25 protein-coding genes, 2 tRNA genes and 1 other annotated feature are annotated in these 23686 nt (G+C 46.4%); of the genes, 12 read left to right on the top strand and 15 right to left on the bottom strand.

Annotated elements, in window-relative coordinates:
* Nucleotides 1-145 precede the first annotated feature (145 nt).
* Both JGK14_RS28560 and JGK14_RS28555 read right to left on the bottom strand, forming a co-directional pair.
* Entirely contained in the window at nucleotides 146-1075 is a 930-nt protein-coding gene (locus JGK14_RS28560) for a J domain-containing protein (RefSeq protein ID WP_325315762.1), read from the bottom strand.
* A 102-nt stretch (nucleotides 1076-1177) separates the two neighbouring features.
* Nucleotides 1178-1993: an inositol monophosphatase family protein gene (locus JGK14_RS28555; RefSeq protein ID WP_325315761.1), complete on the bottom strand. Its 816-nt coding sequence runs from the start codon at nucleotides 1991-1993 to the stop codon at nucleotides 1178-1180.
* On the opposite strand from JGK14_RS28555, the gene JGK14_RS28550 reads away from it, so the two are divergent.
* Entirely contained in the window at nucleotides 1979-2182 is a 204-nt protein-coding gene (locus JGK14_RS28550; protein WP_293225960.1) for a hypothetical protein, read from the top strand. The genes JGK14_RS28555 and JGK14_RS28550 overlap by 15 nt on opposite strands.
* A gap of 218 nt (nucleotides 2183-2400) precedes the next feature.
* Here JGK14_RS28550 and JGK14_RS28545 read toward each other — a convergent pair whose 3' ends face one another.
* Together JGK14_RS28545 and JGK14_RS28540 are read right to left on the bottom strand one after the other, a co-directional pair.
* Nucleotides 2401-2916: a thermonuclease family protein gene (locus JGK14_RS28545; protein WP_293225970.1), complete on the bottom strand. Its 516-nt coding sequence runs from the start codon at nucleotides 2914-2916 to the stop codon at nucleotides 2401-2403.
* A 186-nt stretch (nucleotides 2917-3102) separates the two neighbouring features.
* Nucleotides 3103-3471, bottom strand: a complete 369-nt coding sequence (locus JGK14_RS28540) for a 2Fe-2S iron-sulfur cluster-binding protein (protein ID WP_293155842.1) — start codon at nucleotides 3469-3471, stop codon at nucleotides 3103-3105.
* A gap of 607 nt (nucleotides 3472-4078) precedes the next feature.
* Between JGK14_RS28540 and JGK14_RS28535 the strand changes: the two genes are divergently transcribed.
* Nucleotides 4079-4163, top strand: a tRNA-Ser gene (locus JGK14_RS28535).
* A gap of 464 nt (nucleotides 4164-4627) precedes the next feature.
* Here the strand turns inward: JGK14_RS28535 and JGK14_RS28530 are convergent.
* On the bottom strand, nucleotides 4628-5425 hold the full coding sequence (locus JGK14_RS28530) for a pentapeptide repeat-containing protein (RefSeq protein ID WP_293327363.1): 798 nt from the start codon (nucleotides 5423-5425) through the stop codon (nucleotides 4628-4630).
* Nucleotides 5426-5625: 200 nt separating this feature from the next.
* On the opposite strand from JGK14_RS28530, the gene JGK14_RS28525 reads away from it, so the two are divergent.
* The 6 genes from JGK14_RS28525 to crtD all read left to right on the top strand — a co-directional run bounded on the left by JGK14_RS28525 (nucleotide 5626) and on the right by crtD (nucleotide 14110).
* Nucleotides 5626-6534: a phosphodiester glycosidase family protein gene (locus tag JGK14_RS28525; RefSeq protein ID WP_293314222.1), complete on the top strand. Its 909-nt coding sequence runs from the start codon at nucleotides 5626-5628 to the stop codon at nucleotides 6532-6534.
* A 351-nt stretch (nucleotides 6535-6885) separates the two neighbouring features.
* Nucleotides 6886-9363: an MASE1 domain-containing protein gene (locus tag JGK14_RS28520; protein ID WP_293191595.1), complete on the top strand. Its 2478-nt coding sequence runs from the start codon at nucleotides 6886-6888 to the stop codon at nucleotides 9361-9363.
* A gap of 15 nt (nucleotides 9364-9378) precedes the next feature.
* Nucleotides 9379-10668: a sensor histidine kinase gene (locus tag JGK14_RS28515; protein WP_293185881.1), complete on the top strand. Its 1290-nt coding sequence runs from the start codon at nucleotides 9379-9381 to the stop codon at nucleotides 10666-10668.
* A 220-nt stretch (nucleotides 10669-10888) separates the two neighbouring features.
* A complete protein-coding gene (locus tag JGK14_RS28510) occupies nucleotides 10889-11146 on the top strand; it encodes a hypothetical protein (protein WP_325315759.1) in 258 nt (85 codons plus the stop codon).
* 70 nt (nucleotides 11147-11216) lie between these two features.
* Nucleotides 11217-12341, top strand: a complete 1125-nt coding sequence (locus JGK14_RS28505) for a ribbon-helix-helix protein, CopG family (RefSeq protein WP_325315758.1) — start codon at nucleotides 11217-11219, stop codon at nucleotides 12339-12341.
* 179 nt (nucleotides 12342-12520) lie between these two features.
* The gene (gene crtD, locus JGK14_RS28500) at nucleotides 12521-14110 is read left to right on the top strand and encodes a C-3',4' desaturase CrtD (RefSeq protein ID WP_325315757.1); all 1590 of its coding nucleotides are present in this window, start codon (nucleotides 12521-12523) and stop codon (nucleotides 14108-14110) included.
* 206 nt (nucleotides 14111-14316) lie between these two features.
* Here crtD and rplL read toward each other — a convergent pair whose 3' ends face one another.
* From rplL to rplS, 10 genes are all read right to left on the bottom strand, one after another.
* Nucleotides 14317-14703 carry a 50S ribosomal protein L7/L12 gene (gene rplL, locus JGK14_RS28495; RefSeq protein WP_293186745.1) on the bottom strand — a complete coding sequence of 129 codons (387 nt, stop codon included), beginning with the start codon at nucleotides 14701-14703 and terminating at the stop codon, nucleotides 14317-14319.
* 118 nt (nucleotides 14704-14821) lie between these two features.
* Nucleotides 14822-15406, bottom strand: a complete 585-nt coding sequence (rplJ, locus tag JGK14_RS28490; protein WP_293186746.1) for a 50S ribosomal protein L10 — start codon at nucleotides 15404-15406, stop codon at nucleotides 14822-14824.
* Between the two features lie 29 nt (nucleotides 15407-15435).
* Nucleotides 15436-15607 (bottom strand) — a sequence feature (ribosomal protein L10 leader region).
* Between the two features lie 109 nt (nucleotides 15608-15716).
* A complete protein-coding gene (gene rplA, locus JGK14_RS28485; RefSeq protein ID WP_293186747.1) occupies nucleotides 15717-16430 on the bottom strand; it encodes a 50S ribosomal protein L1 in 714 nt (237 codons plus the stop codon).
* A gap of 95 nt (nucleotides 16431-16525) precedes the next feature.
* The gene (locus tag JGK14_RS28480; RefSeq protein WP_293186748.1) at nucleotides 16526-16702 is read right to left on the bottom strand and encodes a hypothetical protein; all 177 of its coding nucleotides are present in this window, start codon (nucleotides 16700-16702) and stop codon (nucleotides 16526-16528) included.
* Between the two features lie 20 nt (nucleotides 16703-16722).
* Nucleotides 16723-17148 (bottom strand): 50S ribosomal protein L11, encoded by a 426-nt coding sequence (gene rplK / locus JGK14_RS28475; RefSeq protein ID WP_006635588.1) that lies wholly within the window; start codon nucleotides 17146-17148, stop codon nucleotides 16723-16725.
* Nucleotides 17149-17151: 3 nt separating this feature from the next.
* Complete coding sequence (gene nusG / locus JGK14_RS28470) at nucleotides 17152-17790, bottom strand: transcription termination/antitermination protein NusG (protein WP_293186749.1); 639 nt, start codon at nucleotides 17788-17790, stop codon at nucleotides 17152-17154.
* Nucleotides 17787-18020 carry a preprotein translocase subunit SecE gene (gene secE, locus JGK14_RS28465; RefSeq protein WP_293128199.1) on the bottom strand — a complete coding sequence of 78 codons (234 nt, stop codon included), beginning with the start codon at nucleotides 18018-18020 and terminating at the stop codon, nucleotides 17787-17789. The genes nusG and secE overlap by 4 nt, the downstream gene beginning before the upstream one ends.
* A gap of 152 nt (nucleotides 18021-18172) precedes the next feature.
* A complete protein-coding gene (locus JGK14_RS28460) occupies nucleotides 18173-18382 on the bottom strand; it encodes a hypothetical protein (RefSeq protein WP_293186750.1) in 210 nt (69 codons plus the stop codon).
* Nucleotides 18353-18425, bottom strand: a tRNA-Trp gene (locus JGK14_RS28455). The genes JGK14_RS28460 and JGK14_RS28455 overlap by 30 nt, the downstream gene beginning before the upstream one ends.
* Before the next feature lie 134 nt (nucleotides 18426-18559).
* A complete protein-coding gene (gene rplS, locus JGK14_RS28450; RefSeq protein WP_293186751.1) occupies nucleotides 18560-18946 on the bottom strand; it encodes a 50S ribosomal protein L19 in 387 nt (128 codons plus the stop codon).
* A gap of 67 nt (nucleotides 18947-19013) precedes the next feature.
* On the opposite strand from rplS, the gene JGK14_RS28445 reads away from it, so the two are divergent.
* The 4 genes from JGK14_RS28445 (at nucleotide 19014) to JGK14_RS28430 (ending at nucleotide 23474) form a co-directional block, all read left to right on the top strand.
* Nucleotides 19014-20426, top strand: coding sequence for an inorganic phosphate transporter (locus tag JGK14_RS28445; protein ID WP_325315756.1), 1413 nt, complete (start codon nucleotides 19014-19016; stop codon nucleotides 20424-20426).
* Nucleotides 20427-20845: 419 nt separating this feature from the next.
* Complete coding sequence (locus JGK14_RS28440) at nucleotides 20846-21136, top strand: hypothetical protein (protein ID WP_325315755.1); 291 nt, start codon at nucleotides 20846-20848, stop codon at nucleotides 21134-21136.
* Nucleotides 21137-21472: 336 nt separating this feature from the next.
* Entirely contained in the window at nucleotides 21473-23236 is a 1764-nt protein-coding gene (locus tag JGK14_RS28435) for a DMT family transporter (RefSeq protein WP_293212820.1), read from the top strand.
* A gap of 49 nt (nucleotides 23237-23285) precedes the next feature.
* Nucleotides 23286-23474 carry a hypothetical protein gene (locus JGK14_RS28430; RefSeq protein WP_293186754.1) on the top strand — a complete coding sequence of 63 codons (189 nt, stop codon included), beginning with the start codon at nucleotides 23286-23288 and terminating at the stop codon, nucleotides 23472-23474.
* Nucleotides 23475-23686 lie beyond the last annotated feature (212 nt).

Genomic DNA, 23686 nt, shown 5'->3' with positions numbered 1-23686 from the left:
CTTTAACAAATTAAAGTATCAACAATACGCTTGGGATCGGAAGACCGGGCGCTTGAAACCGCCGTATTATCTTTTCAACGATGATTCAAAACAGACAACTGAACAACTGACAACTGACAACTGACAACTGACAACTGACAACTTATCATTTTTTCTTCCCGCCAAACAAACTTGCAAAAAATCCCGGTTTCTCCTGATCTTTTTTATCCTTTGCGGAAGCTTGTTCCAGCTTTTTCTTCACCTCCAAAGCCGTCGGTTCTTCAGAATTTGATGCCAAAGCTTTTTGCACCTCAAGTTTTGCCATTGTGGCTTGATTTTGTTGAAAGTAACACATTGCTAACAAACCGTGAGCTTTGCTGTGTTTCGGTTCGCGCTTCACGGCTTCTTTCAACTCCAAAGTTGCTTTAGCGTAACTTTTGCTCTCCATGAATTTTTGAGCTCGGTCACAATATTGATCGGCCAGCGACGGTTGTGAAACTGTTACTCTCGGCGGCGGCGTGGCGGCTGGGGTTGCGGTGGCTGGGGTTGCGGCGGCTGGAGTTGCGGTGGCTGGAGTTGCTGCTTTTGGGGGTGAACCGGCTGAAACCACACCGCCAAGGCGCTCTTTTCGCAGCAGGTAAACCATGTTGAGTTCGCTAATTTGATCGATCGCATCTTGGGTTTCTTGAACCGACTCGTACTGCTTGAGAGCGAGTTTGCCAACTGCTGTTTTGTAAGCTTCTTCCAAATCTTTAGCGGTAGCTAACTCTTTGGCTGCTGCGCTTTCGACTTGCATTTTTGCTTGTTCTTTAGCAACGCGCTTGGCGATGGCTGCTAATAGCAGGTTGTATTCTTTGCGATCGCTTTCCTTAGAGAATTTGTTGTAGGCGGGATTGACCACTTTTGACAAAAATTGGTTGGCCCAATCTTTATCCGCTTGGTCTTCAAAAGAGCAAGTATCCGAATGCAAGCGGCGGGCGATTTTCATGTAGCGCTTGCGGATGTCGTTAAACTCTGCGTCTAGGGGAATTCCCAAAATTGCGTGCTGATCTGTAAAGTCGTACTTGAACAGCCCTTTTGTCATTTCAAAAGACATAACTTTTACTCTCGCTTTCCTGACTTTTGACTATTCTTTAATGTAGCTTGACTTCAGGGGTTGTGACCCCCGTACTATCCCTGAGTCCTTGCTGTCGAAGCGCTACCTCCAGGAAGATAAGGGCGGAACTGAAAGCAATGCACCGCTGAGTTCGGCGTGTATTTTGCCGTTTGTCGCCAAAACCCGACCCGAGCTCATCTCAAAGGCACCGCCGTCATAGGCTGTAACTTGACCTCCGGCTTCAGAAACGATGAGTACACCGGCTGCTACATCCCAAGGGGAGAGTCCCCGTTCCCAGTATCCGTCCAATCGCCCGCAGGCTGTATGTGCGAGGTCTAGGGCTGCCGAACCGCTGCGCCGCACGCCTTGGGTAAGGTGGGTGAGGTGACAGAATTCGGCATAGTTATTGTCTGCTGTTTCGCGCCGATCGTATGCAAAGCCAGTCACTAGCAAGCTGGTTCTCAATTCTAAACTTTGCGAAACTGCGATCGCCGAACGGTTACAGGTTGCGCCCAATCCTTTGCCAGCCCGAAACAATTCGTTATGTAAAGGGTCATAAATTACGCCGATTTGTGGTATACCGTCGATCAGAAGCCCGATCGACACAGCGTAAAAAGGATATTGGTGAGCGTAATTAGTTGTACCGTCCAAAGGGTCGATCGCCCACAGGTATTTGCTAGTTGCATCCCCTAATTTGCCCGATTCTTCAGCGAGGATGGCGTGTTCGGGTACGAAGCGGCCCAGAATTTCTAAGATGACGGCTTCAGAGGCTTTGTCGGCTTCTGTGACTAAATCGCCCGATCGGCCTTTTTCTTGAACATTTTCTAATTTGCCGCAGAAAGATTGCAGTACGGAACCAGCGGCGAGGGCTGCTTCGGTGGCTATTTCAAGGAAGTTTTGTAGTTGATTATCTGTCATTGGGAATTGGGAATTGGGAATTGGGAATTGGGAATTGCGAATTGCGAATTGGGAATTGCGAATTGCGAATTGGGAATTGCGAATTGCGAATTGCGAATTGCGAATTGGGAATTGGGAATTGGGAATTGGGAATTGGGAATTGCGAATTGGGAATGGGCAAAACAGGGAATTGGTAATTGCTTCCAATGATTGCCAACGAGAGCATCTCACTTTTGCAAAAAAGCAATTTATTGACAGTGCGAGCGTCCCCGCTCGCGTATTGTACAATACGCGAGCGGGGACGCTCGCACTATAAAATCAAAACAGAGATGCTCCCCTGTCAACTGTCAACTGTCAACTGTCAACTGTCAACTGTCAACTGTCAACTGTCAACTGTCAACTGTCAACTGTCAACTGTCAACTGCCAACTATTTCCGATTTTGCTGTCGGAATTCTGCGGGAGTTTGGCGCAAAGCTCGTTCTGGATTCCACAGGCCTTTACCCATGACTCTCGCCCATTCTTGAGCGTTGGCGAGTCGCTGTTGATATTTGGTATTGCGCGATCGCACCGAGGCCAAAACATAACCTTCTTTGACTAGCAGTTCGTTGAGCAAAATTTTATCTTGCCACAAATAGGCTAATTTGCGATCGAACTGGTCTTTCTGTTCGATGTCCGATTCTAGCAATACCTCTTTCCCCCCAATTAGCTGTTCTAATCTTTGTTTCGCTGCTTCTCCCCAAGGCTGCTGTTTTAAATCGGGTGCATCAATCCCAATCAGCCTGATTTGCTCTAATAAGGCAATTTTGTCGGCTGTACTGATAACTTCGATTGTTTGGCCGCTGATAGCCCTTTCTACTTTGGCGATCGTACCTTGGGGCATTTCTGGTTTTTCGCAGCTAGCTAACAACACGCAAAGGGCGATCGCAAATAACCGATAAAGCAGCATTGGGAATAGGGAATGGGGAATGGGGCATTGGGAATTGGGAATTGGGAATGGGGAATTGGGAATTGGGAAGCTATTTTGCATTTAAATTGTGTATCAAAAATCAATTAAACTCTTTTGTGGGGTGGGCTTCTAGCCCGCCCCCAACAAGCAATTCAAAGGCGCAACAGCTTACCAAATTTGCTCTCATTCTTCATCCAACGGCAAACCGACTTTCACTTTACCCTTACCGAAATAGCGGCCGAATTGCAATTCGTACACTTCATCTTCGTCTTGCGTCTCTACCTCAATATTGGAACGCGGATAGCAGACGCACAGCAGCGCATAACCCTCTTTTTGCAGTTCCACAGAAAGTCCCATTGCTTCAGGCTGGTGCAGTTGTCCCGACTTGACGCGCACCGCACAGGCTGTACAAGCGCCGTTACGGCACGAAAACGGCAATTCCACGCCTTGATTTTCAGCACTTTGCAGGATGTACCTGTCTTCGGGTACTCGCACAGTGTGGCGATCGCCCGTTTGTCTGTTATGAATTTTAATTGTGTAGGAGCGAGTCATCAAAATTATGGGTAGAAACCCCGTCCTAAAAGGACGGCTTTGCGTTTTTGAATTTACTATCGCCTTGGGATTGGTTGACTTGGTGTACTTTTGTATTGCACTTTGGGCGGGACAATTACCGCTTCAAATTTTCCAATCCTGTACGCATAGTAATTCGCTCAATTGAGCCTCCCTTTCGGGGTAATGTTAGCTTCGCCAATGTTTTTAGAGCTTGTTCGGCTAGTGGCACTGTTTCAGTGACCTTAAAACTGTTTAACCACTAGCGACAGAGCAAGAGACTAGCTTCGCATCTCGAGGTGTCGTGGCTCAAAAAACGTAGTCAGTTAAGACTTAGGCTGGTCAGAACGGCTTGTTTGATTTCTCTTCCAAGCCTCATGCCGTCGCGGCTGAGGTTCCTAACAGGGATTTTAGATTTTAGATTTTAGATTGGACTTGGGCGACAAAATCCTTGATATGAATGGGTTTGCGACACAGGGCAGGATAATTTTACTCGCCCGTTTGACACCCTACCCACATTAAACAACAAATTTATGCCGTTACCCCTTCCCAAATCAGATTTGTTCTGCTAAGATAGTTTAGCTGTGGCTGAATGAATTCATTTAGCCCTGGAGAGGTGGCCGAGCGGTTGAAGGCGCACGCCTGGAAAGTGTGTTTAGGGCAACTTAACGAGGGTTCGAATCCCTCCCTCTCCGTTACACAAGCTGTTCAGGCAAAAAAAACAGCTTGCAAAAAATCTCTTGTATGAGATAAATATTTCAATTCGATCGCCCCTGAGTTTTTTTGATAAAAGCCTGGGGCGATTGCTTTTATATTTCTGAGTGTAAATCAGAATCTATTTGAGTATTTTAGGTGCAAGCTACAAGCCCTCCCCGCCAGCAAGTTCAGTATTTGTGGAACGGGCTTCTAGCCCGTTGCTAACTAAAATCAAGTATTTGTGGAACGGGCTTCTAGCCCGTTGCTAACTAAAATCAAGTATTTGTGGAACGGGCTTCTAGCCCGTTGCTATAGCCCTTCTCAGATAGATGAGGTATGACTGACAGCTTATATAACCACTAAACGTATTGGGCCCAAGCCCAACTACATACCTCATCTTTTTGAGAAAGGCTATAACTAACATCAAATAGCTGTGGAACGGGCTTCTAGCCCGGTGCTAAAATTAGTGCAAAATATCAGTGCGATCGAACTTAGCACCGCTGAGATTTGCCCCTGTAAACGAAGTACCCTCAGCATTTGCAATCTCTCGAACAATAGCAGAGAAAGAGACAAAGGAAAACCAAAAATACAGCAGCGACAGCAAGGCGAAACACGTACCCAAAAACAGTTTCTGAGTACTCAGAAAAGCGCTAGCCGTTGCAGAAAACAAAAAAGCTGCTCCGTAAGTCACAACACTTCCAGCGGCTACGATCGCAATTTTAGCAAATTGATGCCGCATCCGGGAACTCACAAAAAACATTAACACACCGCCGATCGCCATTCCAGCAAGAGCAGCCTGAGAATTATTCTTAGTTGCAGTCCCAGCATAGAAAAATCCCAACAAAGCCCCTGATAGAATAGCAGAAATTGTTCCCGCCAATCTACCCACTTTTGACGTTGGTGGCTGTGTGCGGGCGATCGCCCCAGCGATACCAGCAGCGCCCAAAACCCCGTACAGCAACAGCACAAAAGGCCAACTGCGAGAACCCGGTACCTGTCCTTGGGTTCCCAAAATCAGTCTAGTCAGAACATCGCCCACAATCACACAAATCGCGATCGCCCCAGCACTCAAAACAGCAAACTGTCGCCCCGAAAGCCCGATTTTGGCACCAATAAAATTCGCCCCTTCCAACTGAGCATTTCTGAAATTGCAGCCACGAACATCCGCACCCCCGAAATCAGCACCGTTAAGAACTTGTCCCCGGAACGATCGATTACACAAAACTTGATTGCTAAAATTATTGACATCCGAATAATTCATACTTCCCTACTCTTCCCTCTCTTAGGAATGAGAATTAAATAACTTACAATTGGATGGTTCGTGGGATGGGCGTCCCGTCCCGGAAAGACGGGCGGGACGCCCATCCCACTTTCAAGAGTGTAAATTATTTAATTTGCGATCCTTATCTTCCTTCGCATCCTTTGCGTCTTCGCGGTTCGTTAAAAAATCTCCGTCACAAAATGAAACTAACCAATCCGCTCAAAATCAAACAAATCTCTCATATTATCGGTTTCGGAATCTTGCTCGCACCAATACTAATCTATAACATTCCCTACTTTTCGCGTCCAGCACAAACAAACGAAGTGCGATCGCTATTTCAAGGAATCGCCTACCGACGGGAATTTCGCTCAAATCCGCGTCCCGCCATCATTCACACTGTTAGCATCGACCTCAAAGCGCCAGGAATTGGAATTTTTGTCACACCCGGAACCGCCACACCCGATTTAACCGAAACCAACGCCCGCATCGCTACTGAATTCCTGAAAGAATTTAAATTGCAATTAGCAGTCAACGCCAATTTCTTTTATCCCTGCGTTGAGGAAGCACCTTGGAATTATTATCCCCGCAGTGGCGATCGAGTAAATAACGTCGGACACGCCATTTCCAAAGGCCAAGCTTACTCTCAACCAGAATCACACTTTCCCGCCCTTTGTTTTGACACCAACAACCGCGCCCAAATAATCGAAAACGGCACTTGTCCTCAGGGAACAGCCTATGGAGTTGCGGGAGATACTGTACTGGTGAAAAATGGCAAAGCCCTAGCACAAAACCCGGAAAAAAGCAAGGATGATAAACCTTATCCGCGAACAGTTGTGGCGATCGATAAAACAGGCGAAAAATTGTGGTTCATTCTCGCAGACGGCAAGCAGAGGATGTACAGTGAAGGGCTGAAGTTGAGCGAAATAACAGAGATTTCGATGCAGTTAGGAGCCGATACAGTCCTAAATTTGGATGGCGGCGGATCGGTAACTTTGGCAGTAGCATCGCCCTCAGGAGCAAAACTGTTGAATGCTCCGATTCAGAACAAAATTCCCATGCAGCAGCGTCCAATTTCCAATCATTTAGGGTTTTACGCGCGGGAAAATTAGGGTTGCAAACAGCCGCGCAGGAACTTGGTAGCATCAACAGATGTTGGTTCGGATGAGTGAAATTGTTACAAATCTTCATCGGCGAGATAACGGCCTGCATCGTCAGCAGCCTGAATGAGTTAGATTTCGGCGCGAGAGTGCGAATTTTCCCAGGCTGCTAAGCTGACTATTCGGGCTTTCGGGATTAATTCTTTGGCTTTTTCGCTTAATTGTAGAGTCATACACAAATGGGTAGTCGGTAATGAGAGAAAAATGGCTGATTAGAATTGTACGATAATTGCGATCGGCATCACTGCCAATCAACATAAATCTGGACTAGCTTAATTGAATATTGTTTAAATTTTGACTTTAATGCAAAAATTACTAGGACAGCGACAACAAAAAAAGACACCCAAGAGCAAGTTTCAATTTGTGCAGGATAAAAATATACTCATAGCATCATTAATAATTCCTGCGATACACTTCGGTCTTTGCAAAATATACCTATTAATCTCATCCGAGAATGGAACAGTAGCAATTTGGCCGTCAGCAGGTCTTTTTTTGGCAGCTTTCCTCCTGCTGGATTGGCGGATTTTACCTGTTCTATTTATCAGCGATTTGATGGTAAAATATATGATGTTTTTCCCACAAGACTTGCTGGTAAGTAGTTTAACTGCTTTTGGGAATATCGTCGATCTGCTAGTAGCAAGTTTTCTAATTAATCGCTTCGTAAAATACCGAAATTTACTAGATAGATCCCAGGATGTTTTCAGATTTTTTGTGCTGCAATTACCCAGCCCTATCGTCAACAGCACTCTCGCGGCTACCGTACTGTGCGTGCAAGGCATTAGCCCCTGGAGTGCTTACCCAGAAGTTTGGCGGAGTTGGTTTACCTCAATCATTGCTGGTACGCTGATTGTGACGCCAGCAATTTTGACCTGGGCTCAGCAACCCAGGCAGTCCGAAAAACTCCGGCCTCCGCAGATTGCAGAATTTGGACTTTTGCTACTGTTGCTGGTTGTCATCAGCAAAATCGCCTTTTGGCAACAGTATCCCCTCGAATACATGATGATTCCGCTGCTGATTTGGTCGGCATTTCGATTCACATCGCGGGAATCGACTTTGCTGGTGGTGATTGTTTCGGCGATCGCAGTTTTTGGAACATCCCACGGTTTGGGTTCCTTTGTCAGATCTTCCCTCAACGAATCGCTGTTTCTGCTGCAATCTTTTATCGGTGTTGTAGCCGTTACCACCTTTGTTTTATCTGCGGTAATTAACGAAAATAAACAAGCAGCAGCCAAGCTCAAAAAACTGAATAATGAGTTAGAACAGCGAGTAGAAGAACGCACAGCTCAACTACAAGAAGCCAAAGAAGTGGCTGACGCGGCCAACCAATCGAAAAGCGACTTTCTCGCCAATATGAGCCACGAACTCCGCACTCCCCTCAACGGGATTTTGGGCTACGCTCAAATCATGAACCGTTCCCAATCTTGGGGAGAAAAAGAGCGTAATGGCGTGAACATTATTTACCAGTGTGGCTCCCATCTTTTGACACTGATTAATGATATTCTCGATCTCTCCAAAATTGAAGCAGGCAAATTAGATTTGCATCCGAAAGTTTTTCATTTTCCCTCTTTCTTGCAAAGCATTGTTGAGATTGTTCGCATCCGCACCGAACAAAAACAAATTGATTTGATTTATCTCCCAGATGCTGAACTTCCCCAAGGCGTAGAAGCCGATGAAAAACGCTTGCGTCAGGTGTTAATTAATTTACTGGGAAATGCCGTCAAATTTACAGATAAAGGCAGCGTAACTTTCAAGATAGAAGTAATAAAACCCGAGTTTTTATCACCTGCGGAATCTGCAATCGAAAATCCCAAATCCCAAATTCAACATCGACTGATTCGCTTCCAAATAGAAGATACAGGCGTCGGCATGACTCCCGATTCTCTGTCAAAAATATTTACACCTTTTGAGCAAGTAGGAGATAGCAACCGCAAAACAGAAGGCACCGGACTCGGACTGGCAATTAGCACCGAGATTGTCAATTTAATGAACAGTAAAATTGAAGTTTATAGTGATTTTGGCAGCGGCAGCACCTTCGCTTTTACTGTCAATTTTCCCTTAGCTGCTGACTGGGCAAATGCAGCCGCAGCCGCTACTGGGAAGAAGATTGTGGGCTATCATGGAACTCAGAAAACAATTCTGATCGTCGATGACAACTGGCAGAACCGTTCCGTGATTGTTTGCCTCCTGGAACCAATTGGTTTTGCAGTAGTCGAAGCTGAAAATGGCGAGGATGGCTTAGCAAAAGCAGCTCAAATAAAACCGGATTTAATCATCGCTGATTTGTGGATGCCTGTGATGGACGGCTTTGAAATGCTGCGGCTGTTGCGGAGTTCAGAAGCATTAAAAAACGTGCCTGCTGTCGTCTCGTCTGCTTCTGTCTATGAAATGGACATCCAAAAAAGTTTGGATGCTGGGGGCGATGATTTTCTGCCGAAGCCGGTGCAAATTGAGGAATTATTTTCGATCGTGCAAAAGCATTTGCAAATTGAATGGAAGTATCAGGAGACAGCCTCAATTGAATCTGCTGGCGAACAATTAGCACCAAAACCTATATTTAATTCACCTCAGGCAACTTTAGCCATGACAATTCCTGCACCGGAAGAATTAGCTTTGTTGCTGAAATTAGCCCAGCAGGGTCGCTTGAAAAAACTTACTGAAGAAGTTAAGCGCATCGAACAACTCGACAAGAGTTATACTCAATTTATGCAGCCAATTCTGCAATTGGCAAAGAGCTTTCAATCGGACAAAATTGAAGATTTTCTCAACCAGCATATCAACTAACAGGAGAAAATATTTATGTCAGAAGCTGAGTTAATTTTAGTGGTAGATGATACGCCCGCCAATCTGGATGTCATCTCCGAGGCGTTGACGGATGCGGGTTATGAAGTTGCGATCGCGATTGACGGCGAACGAGCTCTCAAGCAAGTTCAGTATACGCTGCCGAGTTTAATTTTACTGGATGTGATGATGCCGGGAATTAACGGGTTTGAAACCTGCCGCCGCCTCAAAGCATCCGAGGCTACCAAGGACATTCCTGTGATGTTTATGACGGCTTTGTCGGATACAGCAGATAAGATTAAAGGATTTCAACTCGGTGCGGTTGATTATATCACTAAACCTTTTGAAGAAATGGAGGTATTGGCGCGTGTCAACACTCACATAAAACTTCGCAATCTCAATAAAGAATTAGAACAGCGAGTAGCCGATCGCACGGCGGAACTAACTGCTGCTTTGATACAAGTTAAGCAATCGCAGCTTCAGTTAATTCAGAGCGAAAAAATGTCGGCTTTGGGCAATTTAGTCGCTGGTGTCGCTCACGAAATCAACAATCCAGTGGGTTTTATTTATGGCAATATCAAGGAGTTAAATTTGGCGATCAAAGATATCTTTCGCCACTTGCGGCTTTATCAGCAAGAATGTCCAAATCCGGGTAAAGATATTGAAATCCACGCCGCAGATATTGATTTAGAATATGTGTTGAAAGATACAGCAAAGATGTTATCGTCAATGGAAGTGGGATGCGATCGCCTTCGCAACATCAGCACTTCCCTGCGAACCTTCTCCCGCGCCGATACGGCTGTGAAAGTCTCGGCTAACATCTGCGATGGGATTGACAGCACGCTGATGATTTTGCAGCACCGCCTGAAAGCTCAAGATACTCGTCCCGAAATTCAAGTTATCAAAAAATATGGAGAGATTCCCCCGATAAAATGCTATTTGGGACAACTAAATCAGGTATTTATGAATGTGATTTCAAATGCGATCGATGCTGTGAATGAGTGCAGTTACGGACGCAATTTTGCGGAAATTGCAGTGGCTTGTAATACAATTATTATTACTACAGAATTAACTCAAGACAGAGAAAGAGTGGTAATAAAAATTAAAGATAATGGTAAGGGTATTTCAGATGATGTAAAATCACACATTTTTGACCATTTGTTCACTACAAAATTAGTCGGGGAAGGGACGGGGTTGGGTTTGTCGATTAGTCGCCAGATAGTGGAAGAAATACACGGCGGTAGTTTGACTTGCTCTTCGGTGTTGGGTGAGGGGGCTCAATTTGCGATCGCACTGCCGATCGATTAATGCGATAATTTTAGAACGATCCCCCGCAGCCATTTGATTGTTCTTGATGTGCAGCCTGCTTTGTAAAACTTACTCAAACTTAACTAAATCGGTCGATCGCACAATTTTTACAAGCTCATCAACCGTACCTCTCTTGGGGTGGCGATTTGACCGAGGAAGCCCAGCAGTTTTTCCCGCGTCGGCGTTGCTGTGGAGTCGCCCTTAGGAAACAACGGAAGTTGTGAAGACTGGCGTTTTCGTAACCTTGAAAGACTATCTGGCTGCTGAGTTGGATTTGGTCGATCGCGCCCAACCCGTGACAGCTAGCTCAAATTTAGATAGTATTTTACAAGCTCAACTGTGCTATCTGCGGTATCGTGCCGAAAAAAAACCGGGCCGGGGAATGTTGAAGCGGTTCTGCGGCGAGGAATCGACTAAGCGAGTATATTCACAGTTTTTTGTTAGATTGGGAACAGAAGCTGCCACAATTGGTATGTAACAAAAATTGATTTTAATAGAAACTTCAGCCACTATACTAATAAGTGTAGGTTGGCATGAGGAAAATGCCAATGGTCAAAAAAAATCGCAATGTAGTTAGTTCAAATCCAGAAAGCAAAGTCAAAGTCGGACTTTCGCTGACTCCTTCTAGTGCCGATCGATTGAACGCGATCGCTCGAAAGCTGGGAATATCAAGGTCAGAACTCCTAGAACGCTTGGCAAAAGGCGCTCTGGATATTTCTAAAGACAAGAGTCAAGTTAGTGTCACTTGGAAAAAAGGTGAAGAAACTGCGGTCGATACCGCTGAGTTGGAAGGGGAAACAGCCGAAGAAAGCGACATTAATGACGCTATAACGGCAGAAACCCTATTGGACTCGGTAAGCGTACAGTCAAATCCCCTGGAAGCAAGTTACGAATCTTTACAGCAGCAGTTGAGCGAAGGCGAAAGTGCGATCGCCGAATTGCAGCAGCAATTAGCTGACAAGCAAACTCTCGAAGCTCAATTGCAGGAAACTGTATCGAAGTCAAGTTACGAATCTTTGCAGCATCAATTCGCCGAAAAAGAACATTTGGCTAACGAATTGCAGCAGCAACTAGCCTCCAAACATTGGGCTAACGAATTGCAGCAGCAACTAGCCTCCAAGTCGAGCGATTTGGAATCTTTGCAGCATCAATTGGGCGAAAAAGAACATTGGGCTAACGGATTGCAGCAGCAACTAGCCTCCAAGTCGAGCGATTTGGAATCTTTGCAGCATCAATTGGGCGAAAAAGAACATTTGGCTAACGAATTGCAGCAGCAACTAGCCTCCAAGTCGAGCGATTTGGAATCTTTGCAGCATCAATTGGGCGAAAAAGAAAGTGCGATCGCATCTTTACAGCAGCAATTCGCTACCGAAAAGCAAAATCTCGAAAGCCAATTGCAGAAAACTGTATCGAAGTCAAGTTACGAAGCTTTGCAGCAGGAGTTAGCAGAAAAGTCAAGTGCGATCGGCAACTTGCAAGTTCAACTCACCGAGTTCCACTCTCTAAAAGATCAATTAAGCCAAAGTGCTGCGAAACAGCTAAATTACGAGGCTTTGCAGCAAGAGTCTCAAGAACAGCTAAAAACAATCAAAGCTTTACGGGAACAGCTAGTTCAAATGCAAGCTGTGGCTGGGATTGGCGAAGCTTATCTCAACAAGTGGCGCCGTCCCTGATTTTCTCATCAGCACGCCACAGTCTAACGTTTCGGGTGCGCCCGGAGCACTTTACCCCTAAAACGTCCTCTAAACTCGGCCTCCTTCCTCTTGTAGCGATAGATTTGAACCTGTCGCTACAAGAGCTTTTTATGGCAAAATATGACCATAATATTAAGAAATATTACAATAAATAAATTATGATGACCGATCGCACCCGTCAAAGCAAATCCAGTGCAACAGACACCAAGGGCCGCGTCACAGTAATTGGCGCCGGCATCGGCGGGCTGACAGCAGCAGCCTTGCTTGCCCATAGAGGATACAAAGTATTAGTCTTAGATCAGGCGATCGTCCCCGGAGGATGCGCTTCCACCTTCAAACGCAAAGGCTTTACCTTCGATGTCGGCGCCACGCAGGTTGCAGGATTGGAACCCGGAGGCATTCACCACCGAATTTTCTCAGAATTAAACATCGAACTTCCCCCCGCCACACCCTGCGATCCCGCTTGTGCGGTATTTTTGCCGGGAGAAACGACACCGATTAGCGTGTGGCGAGATCCGCAAAAATGGCAGTCAGAAAGACAAAAACAATTCCCCGGAAGCGAACCTTTTTGGCAATTATTATCTACATTGTTCCAAGCTAGCTGGAAATTTCAAGGGCGCGATCCAGTTTTACCGCCCAGAAACTTCTGGGATTTCTGGCAATTAATTCAAGCAGTTCGCCCCGATACTTTAATTACTTTGCCTTTCACTTTTATGACGGTGGGAGATGCTTTGCGCTTGTGCGGTTTGGGCGACAATTTGCGCTTGAGAACTTTTCTGGATTTGCAGTTAAAATTGTATTCCCAAGTTGATACCGAAGAAACGGCGCTGCTGTACGCGGCGACGGCTTTAGGAGTTTCCCAAGAGCCGCAGGGATTGTATCATTTACAAGGAAGTATGCAGGTGTTGAGCGATCGCCTGGTAAGTGCGATCGAGCTTTACGGCGGCAAAGTTTTGTTGCGGCATACAGTCGAAAGTATTGTCACCACTAACGGCCAAGCCACCGGCACAGTGATTCGCAATCAAAAAACAGGCGAAGTTTGGACAGAAATTTGCGATCGCATTGTTGCCAACGTCACCGCGCAAAATCTAGTTAAATTGATGTCAAGCGAGCCTGTTTTAGAAACTTTAACAGATAATTCCGAGACCACAAACCAACTGCCAAATCAAATGGCAGGCTACAAACATCGAGTTGATAAATTGCCGCCCGCATCCGGCGCATTTGTGATATATTTGGGAGTGCATGAAAGCGCAATTCCGGCAAATTGTCCGCCGCATCTTCAGTTTCTCTACGACTACGACGGCGAGATTGGTGAGAATAATTCGTTATTTGTTTCCGTCAGTCATGCGGGCGATGGCCGAGCACCGCAGGGAATGGCGACAATTATCGCTTCGTCTTTTACTGATACTCGAATGTGGTGGAATTCCGCTGATTATGAAGGATTGAAGCAAAAATACGCTGAAGGTGCGATCGCCCGTTTGAGCGAATATTTCAATTTGACACCCGAAAAAATTGTACATCAAGAATCAGCAACACCTCGCACCTTTGCCCGCTACACAGCGAGAGATAAAGGCGTTGTAGGCGGCATCGGCCAGCGAATACCAACCTTCGGCCCTTTCGGATTTGCCAACCGCACGCCAATTAAAAACCTCTGGTTAGTCGGCGACTCCACCCATCCCGGAGAAGGAACCGCCGGTGTTTCCTATTCTGCTTTAACTGTCGTGCGGCAGATGGAGGCGGAGTTTTGATCGCAGATCAGAGGGCGGTTGAAACCGCGTCTACACGAACGAAGATCAGATCAGAGGGCGGTTGAAACCGCGTCTACAAAAACAATGTCCGCCTCCGCGGACTCAAGAAAAAGACGGCGGTTCAAACCGCCGAATCTTGAACCCGCGGAGGCGGGTTTTGTCTGTATAGACGCGGTTTCAACCGCCGAGTTTTCTAGACTCTATGACTACTTGATAGAAATCTTTGCGCCCACAGCTTCAAGCTGCTTCTTCAATTCTTCAGCAGCTTCCTTAGCAATAGCTTCCTTAACTGCCTTAGGTGCGGCTTCTACCAAGTCTTTCGCTTCCTTCAGACCCAAACCGGTAATTGCGCGGACTTCCTTCAGAATTGCGATTTTCTTGTCAGCAGGAACTTCTTCCAACATGACAGTAAACTCAGTTTGTACTTCTACTTCTTCAGCAGCAGCAGCAGGGCCGCCCATCATCATCATGCCGCCTACAGGAGCAGCAGCGCTAACGCCAAAAGCTTCTTCAATTTGCTTGACCAATTCAGAAGCTTCGAGCAAGCTCAGAGTCTTCAGTTTTTCTAAGATTTCGTCGGTTGCAGTAGACATTTTTTGAACTCCTAGTTCGATTTGATTAATTGTCAGTTGTCAGTTGTCAGTTGTCAGTTGTGATTTTCTAGTTCGAGATTTCTCAATTCAAAACTCACAATTCAAAACTCAAAACTATCTAAGCAGATACGCTTTCTGCTTCTGCTGGTGCTTCTGCTTCTGCTGGTGCTTCTGCTGCATCGCCGTCTTTTTCAGCATAAGCTTTGAGACCGCGTGCGATCGAAGTAGGAACTTGATTGATACCCACAGCCAACTTGGTTGCGACACCGTTGATAGCGCCAGCAATTTGAGCCATGAGTTGTTCCTTCGACGGCAGATCCGCTAATGCCTTAACATCATCTTGTTTCAGCACCCGTCCTTCCATCACGCCGCCGCGAACTTCAGTCTTCTTGGAAGCTTTTTGGAATTCTTGGTAAGCCTTAATCGCGCCGCCAATATCTTCTTGCACGAACATAAATGCCGACGTACCTGTCAGCAATTCCTGTATCGGCTGCCATGTTTCATTGCCTTCAACAGCAATTCGCATTAGCGTGTTTTTTGCCACTTGGCAACTGCTGCCTTTGGGACGCAAACGCCGCCGCAAATCTGTGATTTCAGCAACAGTTAAGCCTTTGTAGTCGATCGCGATTACCAGTTGAGATTCGCTCAAGGTTTGCTTGAGGTCTGCAATAATCTCATTTTTTACTGCTAAACTTTTGCCCATACTAATTTCACCTCCTTTTAGGATCTCAAACTGCCAATCAAAAACCCCAACCTTATAGCCGGGGCAGAGAATTAAAAATTAAGAATTAGGAATTAAAAGATAGAACTTTTTAATTGATTTTCTTGAGTTTTTATTTCTTCAGCCTCGGCAGGAAATTAAGCACTCGGCACCTGCGGTCTTCAGCTTATTGATTTTTGATTAGGCTATCACCATCCGGCAGACATTAGCAAGGGTATGCAGCAAATCTCGTGAGAGATTTACACAGACAGCCGAAGCTGTCTTTTACTTTCTGCCTTCGGCTTAATTCTTGCTAAGCAGCATCAAGTTTGGTATCGCGCAGAGCACTGATATCGACTTCGATCGATGGGCCCATAGTTGCGGATACGTACAAACTGCGCCAGTAGCGACCTTTCGCACCAGAAGGACGGTTGCGGTCAACAGTTTCTTGCAAAGCATGAAGGTTGACCAGCAAATCTTCCGCTGAGAAAGCTGCCTTGCCAAACATAACATGAACGATGCCTGTGCGATCGGCACGGAATTCTAGTTTACCACCTTTGAATTCGTCGATCGCCCGAGCAATGTCAGTCGTCACTGTGCCGCCTTTTGGAGAAGGCATCAAGCCGCGCGGGCCCAACAACCGACCCAATTTTGCCACCAACGGCATCACATCTGGAGTAGCAATCAGACAATCGAAGTCCATCATGCCCTTTTGAATTTCCTCGATCAACTCTTCAGAACCAGCAATATCTGCGCCGGCATTCAGAGCTTCTTTAACTTTTTCGCCCTTAGCAATCACCGCAATTCTGACTACTTGACCAGTTCCTTTTGGCAGCGATACAGTTGTCCGCAACTGTTGGTCAGTATATTTCGGGTCAATTCCCAAACGGATGTGAGCTTCAGCAGATTCGCCAAACTTAGCGGTTGCTGTTTCTTTCAAAAGTTGCAGAGCTTCCAGCGGTAGGTAAGGTCTCTCTTCAACTTTCTTTTGAAGTTCTTGCAATCTTCGCGATACTTTCTTTGCCATTGTTATTTTTTGGGGTTAGTAGATTTGAGATGTGAGATTTTAGATTTAAGAATTGAGCCGTTTCGGTCATTTCAAATCTAAAACATTTGCGATTCCTAGCGAAGCTTTGCTTCTCCCCCTGAATCGACTTGCGATTTCGGATTTTCGATTTTAGATTTTCGATTGAACTTATCAGCCGATCGTTGCCAATCTAAAATTTTTCCGATTCTGACGATTGATTGCTGCCAACTGCCAACTGCTTTCGGAGTCAACTGACAACTGTCAACTGTCAACTGTCAACTGTCAACTGACTTTAATCAGCGATCGCCACGCCCATGTTTTTAGCTGTTCCCGCTACAATTTTCATAGCAGCTTCAACATCATTAGCATTAAGGTCAGGCATCTTAGTTTCAGCGATTTCTCGCAACTGAGCCTGTGTGATTGTCCCTACTTGCTTGCGATTAGGTTCACCCGAACCCTTAGCAATACCAGCAGCCTTTTGAATCAAAACCGACGCCGGGGGGGTTTTGAGAATAAACGTAAAACTGCGGTCTTCAAAAACCGAAATTTCTACCGGAACCACGAGACCTGCTTGGTCTGCGGTTCTAGCATTGTACTCCTTGCAAAACATCATGATATTGACGCCGTGCTGACCCAATGCCGGGCCGATCGGAGGAGCTGGGTTGGCTTTTCCCGCTGTAATCGCCAACTTAATTACTGCAACAACTTTCTTTGCCATTAGTTAGTTCTGTTTCTGAACCTGATTGAACTCTAATTCTACAGGCGTATCGCGCCCAAAAATCGAGAGTAAAACTTTGAGCTTGTTCCGTTCCGGGCTAACTTCAATCACATCACCTTCAAAATCCTTAAACGGCCCGGAAAGTACCACAACGTGGTCTCCTGTCGCCATCGATACTTTGACAACCGGTTCTGATTCCTGAGCGTTTCTGAAGATCCGTTCTACTTCCGAATGACTCAGAGGTAGCGGTTTGACGTGACCCCTGCCGCGCCCGTAGCGGCGTTTCTGCTCTGCCCCGACAAAATTAATTACATTCGGGGTATTTTTGATCACCTGCCACGTATCCTCGTCCATATACATACGGATGAGTACGTAGCCGGGGAAAATTTTCTCATCTGACTGGCGCCGGGAACCGTCTTTGCCGACTTTGATCGCTGGAGTTTGCGGAATTTCGACTTGAACGATACGATCGGCAACATCCAAAGTTTGAATCCGCTGATCCAAGTTTGCCTTCACGCGCTTCTCGCAGCCTGAGGCTACCTGAACAGCATACCAGCGAGCCTGAATCTCCGGCACATCTGGCGATGCTGCCTGTCCCGTCGTTTCTGTGGAATAATCAGATTCTTCTGATGCAAAAGTCATGGCCCAAACACCTTTCCTGCGCCCCAGTTAAAGAAGTTATCCACCAAATAGATCAGGCTTGCTGAGAGGATTACCATCAAAAGCACGGCCAAAGACTCGCTAATTAGCTGCTGGCGGCTCGGCCAGACCACTTTGTCGAGTTCTTCTCTAGTTTCCTTAAAAAAACCCGCAGGATCGAACCCAGGCGCAGTCATTTCTTGAGTTTCTTGAGCTTCGTCTTTTTTCGCCACGATCGAATCCCCCTTCCGATTTCAGATTTTAGATTTCAGATTTTAGATTTTGTGAGTGGCTCGCGGCTATCTGATTTTTTGACACTAACCACTTACGCCCAAGTCCAAAATCTCAAATCCAAAGCCAGCACTTTTTTACAAGCTCAACCCATCTAACGGTGTATGTGCCGATCGCCCTCAAAGGCGATCGAGAAGCAACACCGAGCATTTGTTGATGGCCTTTGTTGCGAACCGCCCACAAAAATTAATTCTACCCGAAAGTCTGCGGTTTCGGCTGTTTCCAGCCAATTATCCGGGCGCTTTCGGGCAGAATTAAAATTTTGGTGATTCAGCGCGCCCTGGAGGACTTGAACCCCCGACATCAGGTTTTGGAGACCTGCGTTCTACCAACTGAACTAAGAGCGCACAGGTGAGGTTGCTGAAATTCGCTTAACCTCTAGATTTCTATTTTAACACAGTGCGCTCGGAAATGGGAAACTTTTTTTTGAATTTTTCAATTTCCCATTTTCTGTCTCTCCAAGAGGAAGCTGGGTGCATTCCTACAGGGAGCGATCGAACCGCTGTTTGACGCGAGTAGCTTTGCCGACGCGATCGCGCAGGTAGTAAAGTTTTGCTCTACGGACTTTACCGCGGCGCATGACTTGAACAGTAGCGATGCGGGGCGAGTGAATCAAAAACACCCGTTCCACGCCGACGCCTTGAAACACGCGGCGCACAGTGATTGTTTCATTAATGCCGCCGTTACGCATGGCAATCACAGTCCCTTCGTAGGGTTGAACCCGTTCTTTCGCGCCCTCTTTAATTCTCACGCCGACGCGCACGGTGTCGCCTACGTAAATTTCTGGTAGAACTTTGCTTAGTTCTACCTTGACTCTATTTATTTCTTCCGTCTCGATCGAACGGATTATTTCTGCTGCGCCTTTCATAAAATTTTCCAAAACTCACAATCCCCTATCATATATCGAACTGCCAGTTTTATCTCAAAAAACTTCTATGTTAAATACTTCCTTGGTCGTATTTCTGCAACTCGGGGCGATCGCGATACTAGCTTTGTACGTCGCCGCCAACTTGGGGGCTAACGATGTCGCGAACTCGATGGGGACATCGGTAGGATCGAAGGCGCTCACGCTGCGGCAAGCAATAATTGTTGCAGGCATACTAGAGTTTGCTGGTGCCGTGCTGTTCGGGCAAGGAGTTTCCGAAACTCTAGCAACAGGAGTTGTGAATGCAGAAGTGTTCGCAGACAAACCGCAGGTATTTTTGATCGGGATGGTGTCAGTGCTAGCAGCTTGTGGCTTGTGGCTGCAAATTGCTACCAGTCTAGGTTTGCCAGTTTCTTCGTCTCATGCGGTGGTAGGTGCGATCGCAGGTTTTAGCTGGGTAGCAGCGGGAATTCATGCGGTTGATTGGCCGACTATCGGCAGGATTTCGTTAACTTGGGTGGCGACACCTTTTGCTAGCGGTGCTTTAGCTGCACTATTTTATAGTGGGGTGAAGCATTGGATTCTCGATCGCCCCGATCCTTTATTTCAACTGCGCGAGTGGATACCTTGGCTGAGTGCAGCGCTGCTGAGCGTATTTGGGATAATTGTATTGCCGTCTGTTGTGGATGTGGCTTTGGTGCAGACAGGCGCGATCGACTTCGCGCGCGATCGACTTGGCTGGAATCTGCCAATTCACGATATTGCGATTGCTATCGGGAGTATTGGGGCGATCGGGCTTTCCCTCAATAGCTGGAAAAAGTTAGAGAAAGAAGGTTCGGCAGCGAGCAATGTGCGGGATGTAACAGATAGAAAGAATAAGCAAGAGGAAATATTCTCCCCATCTCCCACTCTCCCCCTCTCCCCATCTCCCACTCTCCCCCTCTCCCCATCTCCCCCTCTCCCTCACTCTTCCATCGAGCAACAGATGGCGAGATTTCAAGTGTTGAGCGCTTGTTTTGTGGCATTTGCACACGGTTCCAACGACGTAGGGAATGCCGTTGCGCCTTTAGCTGCGATCGCCTACATCCAGCGCACAGGCTCCTTTCCCCTAGAAGATTTTAACGTTCCCCTGTGGATTTTAGTCCTCGGAGGCGCAGGAATCGTCATCGGTTTAGCCATTTGGGGTCAAAAAGTGATCGCTACAGTCGGGGAAAACATCATCCAACTGCAACCCAGCGGCGGATTTTGCGCGGAATTAGCCACAGCTACCACAGTATTATTAGCATCTCGCTTGGGTTTGCCGGTTTCCACATCCCACGCTTTAGTGGGTGCAGTTGTGGGAGTCGGGCTGATTAAAGGTTGGAAATCGGTACGCTGGAAAACTTTGCAGTCAATTGGTTCGGCTTGGGTGGTGACAATCCCGATCGCCGCCGGTTTGGGTGCTAGCATTTTCAGCATCGCCCAATGGATTTTAGTTAAATGAACGCGATAGGTGTGTATAGCCTTTCAAGCGAAAGATGAAGTACGACTGGGCATAGGGCATAGGGCATAGGGCATAGGCATCCGTGGGCATACCTCACTTTTTTGAGAACCGCGATAATTTCCTTCTCCAAACAATGCTTTAGCTGTCAAGCCAGCACTTCCACACAGGGCTTTCTCAACTGAATCTCAGTGCTGTTACTAAATTGTATAAAGTGTTTTACGGTGAGTATTAGTCTAGAAACCACAGGCGTTGCTGGGCAAATGATGCCGGAAAAATAAACACTTCGGCTTAGTCTGAAATATTCAGGCTTTGGCGATCGCTTTTCATTCAGTTAACAGTTGATGGTTGATGGTTGAAAAAGAAAATCAGTTGATAGTTGATAGTTGATAGTTGACAAAGGAAGTCAGAAGATTGGAGTAATGAATCGTCTGATTTTAAGCTCTTCCGATCGCGCTTGGGGCTTTAAACCAAATTCTTATCGTAAAGCAATTGTCAGAATTTTTAGATGCCAGATCTGTTGCCCTTGGAGAATGGGATGTGTTAGTTTTTTGATGAGACAGGTTGCTTTTGAGGGTGCGATCGCCTCTTCAAACTTTGGCGATCGCAAGATCGGAAATTTTAATATCAAAAATCCGGGTGCAAGAGTGTGTGAGAGACTTGGGCCCAGAAACCCGGTTTCTAGCCATTTAATGCTCAAATTATGCCTTTAGGGGTGAGGAGTCTCGGCCCTACCCTCAACTTTAGTTGTCGGGGGAAGAGGTTATCCGGCTGGCGAGGCGGGTGAGTTAGAGGCGAGAATTACCCGGAGCAATCGGTGCAGAGGTCAAGCTGTAGTATGATTTCTAATTGCACAAAGTGTTCTTGGGGCGATTAAGAGCGGGATAGCTTCGCTTCACGCAATTTTCTAACATTTCTAGCTCAGCGACTACCATAGATTCAACAGCGTCCGCAATCTTTGAGACCAACTCACTAGAACTTGCGACCTGATGCAGCCAAAATACTTAAGAACACTCTCTCGTGCAGTTTAAATTAGAGGTTATAGGCTAATGGCGAACCGGAACAGATACTCGCCAAAAGGCGACGCAGGGGATGCACAATCAGCAGAACAAGTCCTCAACTCAGTGATGCAGGAACTGGACGCTTTGCATGAAAATGTCAAAGGTCAGTTAAACCAGGACATTACTCGGCTGCAAACTGAAAAAAATCACCTGATTGAAGATATTGAAGGCCTCCGGGAGCAATATCGCAAATTGCAGTCTCAGCAAATGGAATCTCTGTCTGGGCGATACATTCAGCAGCAGCAATTGTGGCTGAAGCAGTTGGCTCAAATTTTGGCTCACAATTTGCAGGATTTGTTGGTGCAGCGGTTCAACGAACTCAGCGCTAACTCGGGCCATTCTCTCAGCAGCCCAATTCCCAGCGGCGAATTCCCCATACCCATGCCCCCTAGCAACTATGACGAACGGGCCTCGGAGTTATTGGCGGCGCTCGATGAACGGATAGATCGCAGTTTCCAGATGCTAGAACAAGATTTGAGCAGCTATGAAAGCGAGCTATCCATGCGGCTCAACAACATGAAAACCCTCGAACTCCAAGGGGAAGAACTGCTACAAAATCTCGTCAACCGCATTCGGGAAGAACTCGTAGAAGAAGAATATCTTGACAATCCTTTCGATGCTCAAGATTCCTATCCCGAGGAAGCAACTAATTCTATCCGCCCGCAAGTTTTGCCGCCAACACCTGCGGATGCGCCGCGGCAAGCCTTTCCACAGCCTTCAGCAGCGCCTGCGGCAGTCGCAACAGCCACTTCTCAAGTGCAAGCAGGTTTGATTCTGGCTTTGTCTTCGGCGGTGGTATTGTCGCTGTTTAATGTTTGTTTGAGAATTCTAATTAAAAGCAGAAATCCTCGGATGATTTTTGGCGTGTTTGAGCTTGATGGGGTGGTGACTCGGGGTTTTGGAAATTCTCTGTTGATTTTGTTGATGCGGCTGATCGTGGTGATGGCTTTGATGCCAGTATTGGCAACATTTCTGTATCCTTCTGTCTGGAAAGATCTTAAACGGTTTTTCTACTCGCGCGATCTATCTTTGTGGAGCAAGGTTTTAGGAAGCGCATTTTTTCTGTTTTTGTCTCAGGTTTTGATTTATTTGGCGATCGGCAATATTCCGGCGGGGATTGCTATTACAATTTTCTTTATTTACCCGATCGTCACCGTACTGGGTTCTTGGTTCTTGTTTGGCGCTCGTCCGAGTACGATCGGCTTTTTGGCGATGTTGGGGATTACCGCAGGTCTGATTTTAGTTGGATCGCCGAGTTTTGCTGCGCCAGCTCCTGGCGGTGGCAATGTCGAGGTAGGAGTCGCCGCTGCACTGGCTTCTGGGATTACCTTTGCAGGTTACGTATTGCTAACTCAAATGGCCGCCGGCAAACTGCACCCGATTCCTTTTAGTTTAGTTAATTTCGGCGCGATTTTTGTATTTTCGTCCCTGAGTTTGTGGGTACCGCTGTCAGAGAATCTGGCTCCGAAAATCGACCAAAATGTTTGGCCTGGTTTGATTGTGGGAGGCGTTATTTTAGGCGTACTGACACTATTTAGCTATCTTTTGAACAATTTTGCCATCCGGTTCGCGGGGGCGGCCTTAGCGTCAGTAATTGGCACTTTGGGCCCGGCGATGACAGCACTCTTCGGGTTTATAATTATCAATGAAAAGTTGCAGCCTGTAGCAATTCTCGGCATGGCTGTGGTGACATTGAGCGTGGCTGCGATGAGTGTAGAACGCATGGTAGCTCCTCAGAAAAAGGCTACTTAAGTTCAGTTGACAGTTGATAGTTGACAAAGGAAGGAAGAGGATTGGAGTAATGAATCGTCTGATTTTAATTTCTCCCTACAAGGAAGAGCCTTTAAACCAATTCTTTCTGGTAAAAACTGCTGTTGGTAGTGAGGACTTTAGTCCTAGGATTTTGAGGAATAAATTCCTCACTACGAACTTGTTTTATAAAGTGTTTGTAGCGGGGAATGCGAGTCATCCCATTTTGATTACTAATTAGGGCTTGCTGAAAAAGTCAGAAAACAGCATTTAGAAAGATGAGTGAATTTGAGATCGCCTCGACAATATAAGTTTTATCAATCTTGTTCTGGCGAAACATAGCTTTTACCAATAATTTAAGCCAAAAAACATCAAAAAAGGTTTTTGTTATGAAATAGACAGAAAAAAAGCCAAAAAGCCTGCCGTACCCTGGCAGAAAGATTCATCACCAGA

Origin of the sequence: Microcoleus sp. PH2017_28_MFU_U_A, assembly GCF_020738035.1 — a bacterium.
Lineage (GTDB): Bacteria > Cyanobacteriota > Cyanobacteriia > Cyanobacteriales > Microcoleaceae > Microcoleus.
The sequence above is the reverse complement of the archived record's forward strand: the minus strand, read 5'-3'. Positions and strand labels throughout refer to the sequence as shown.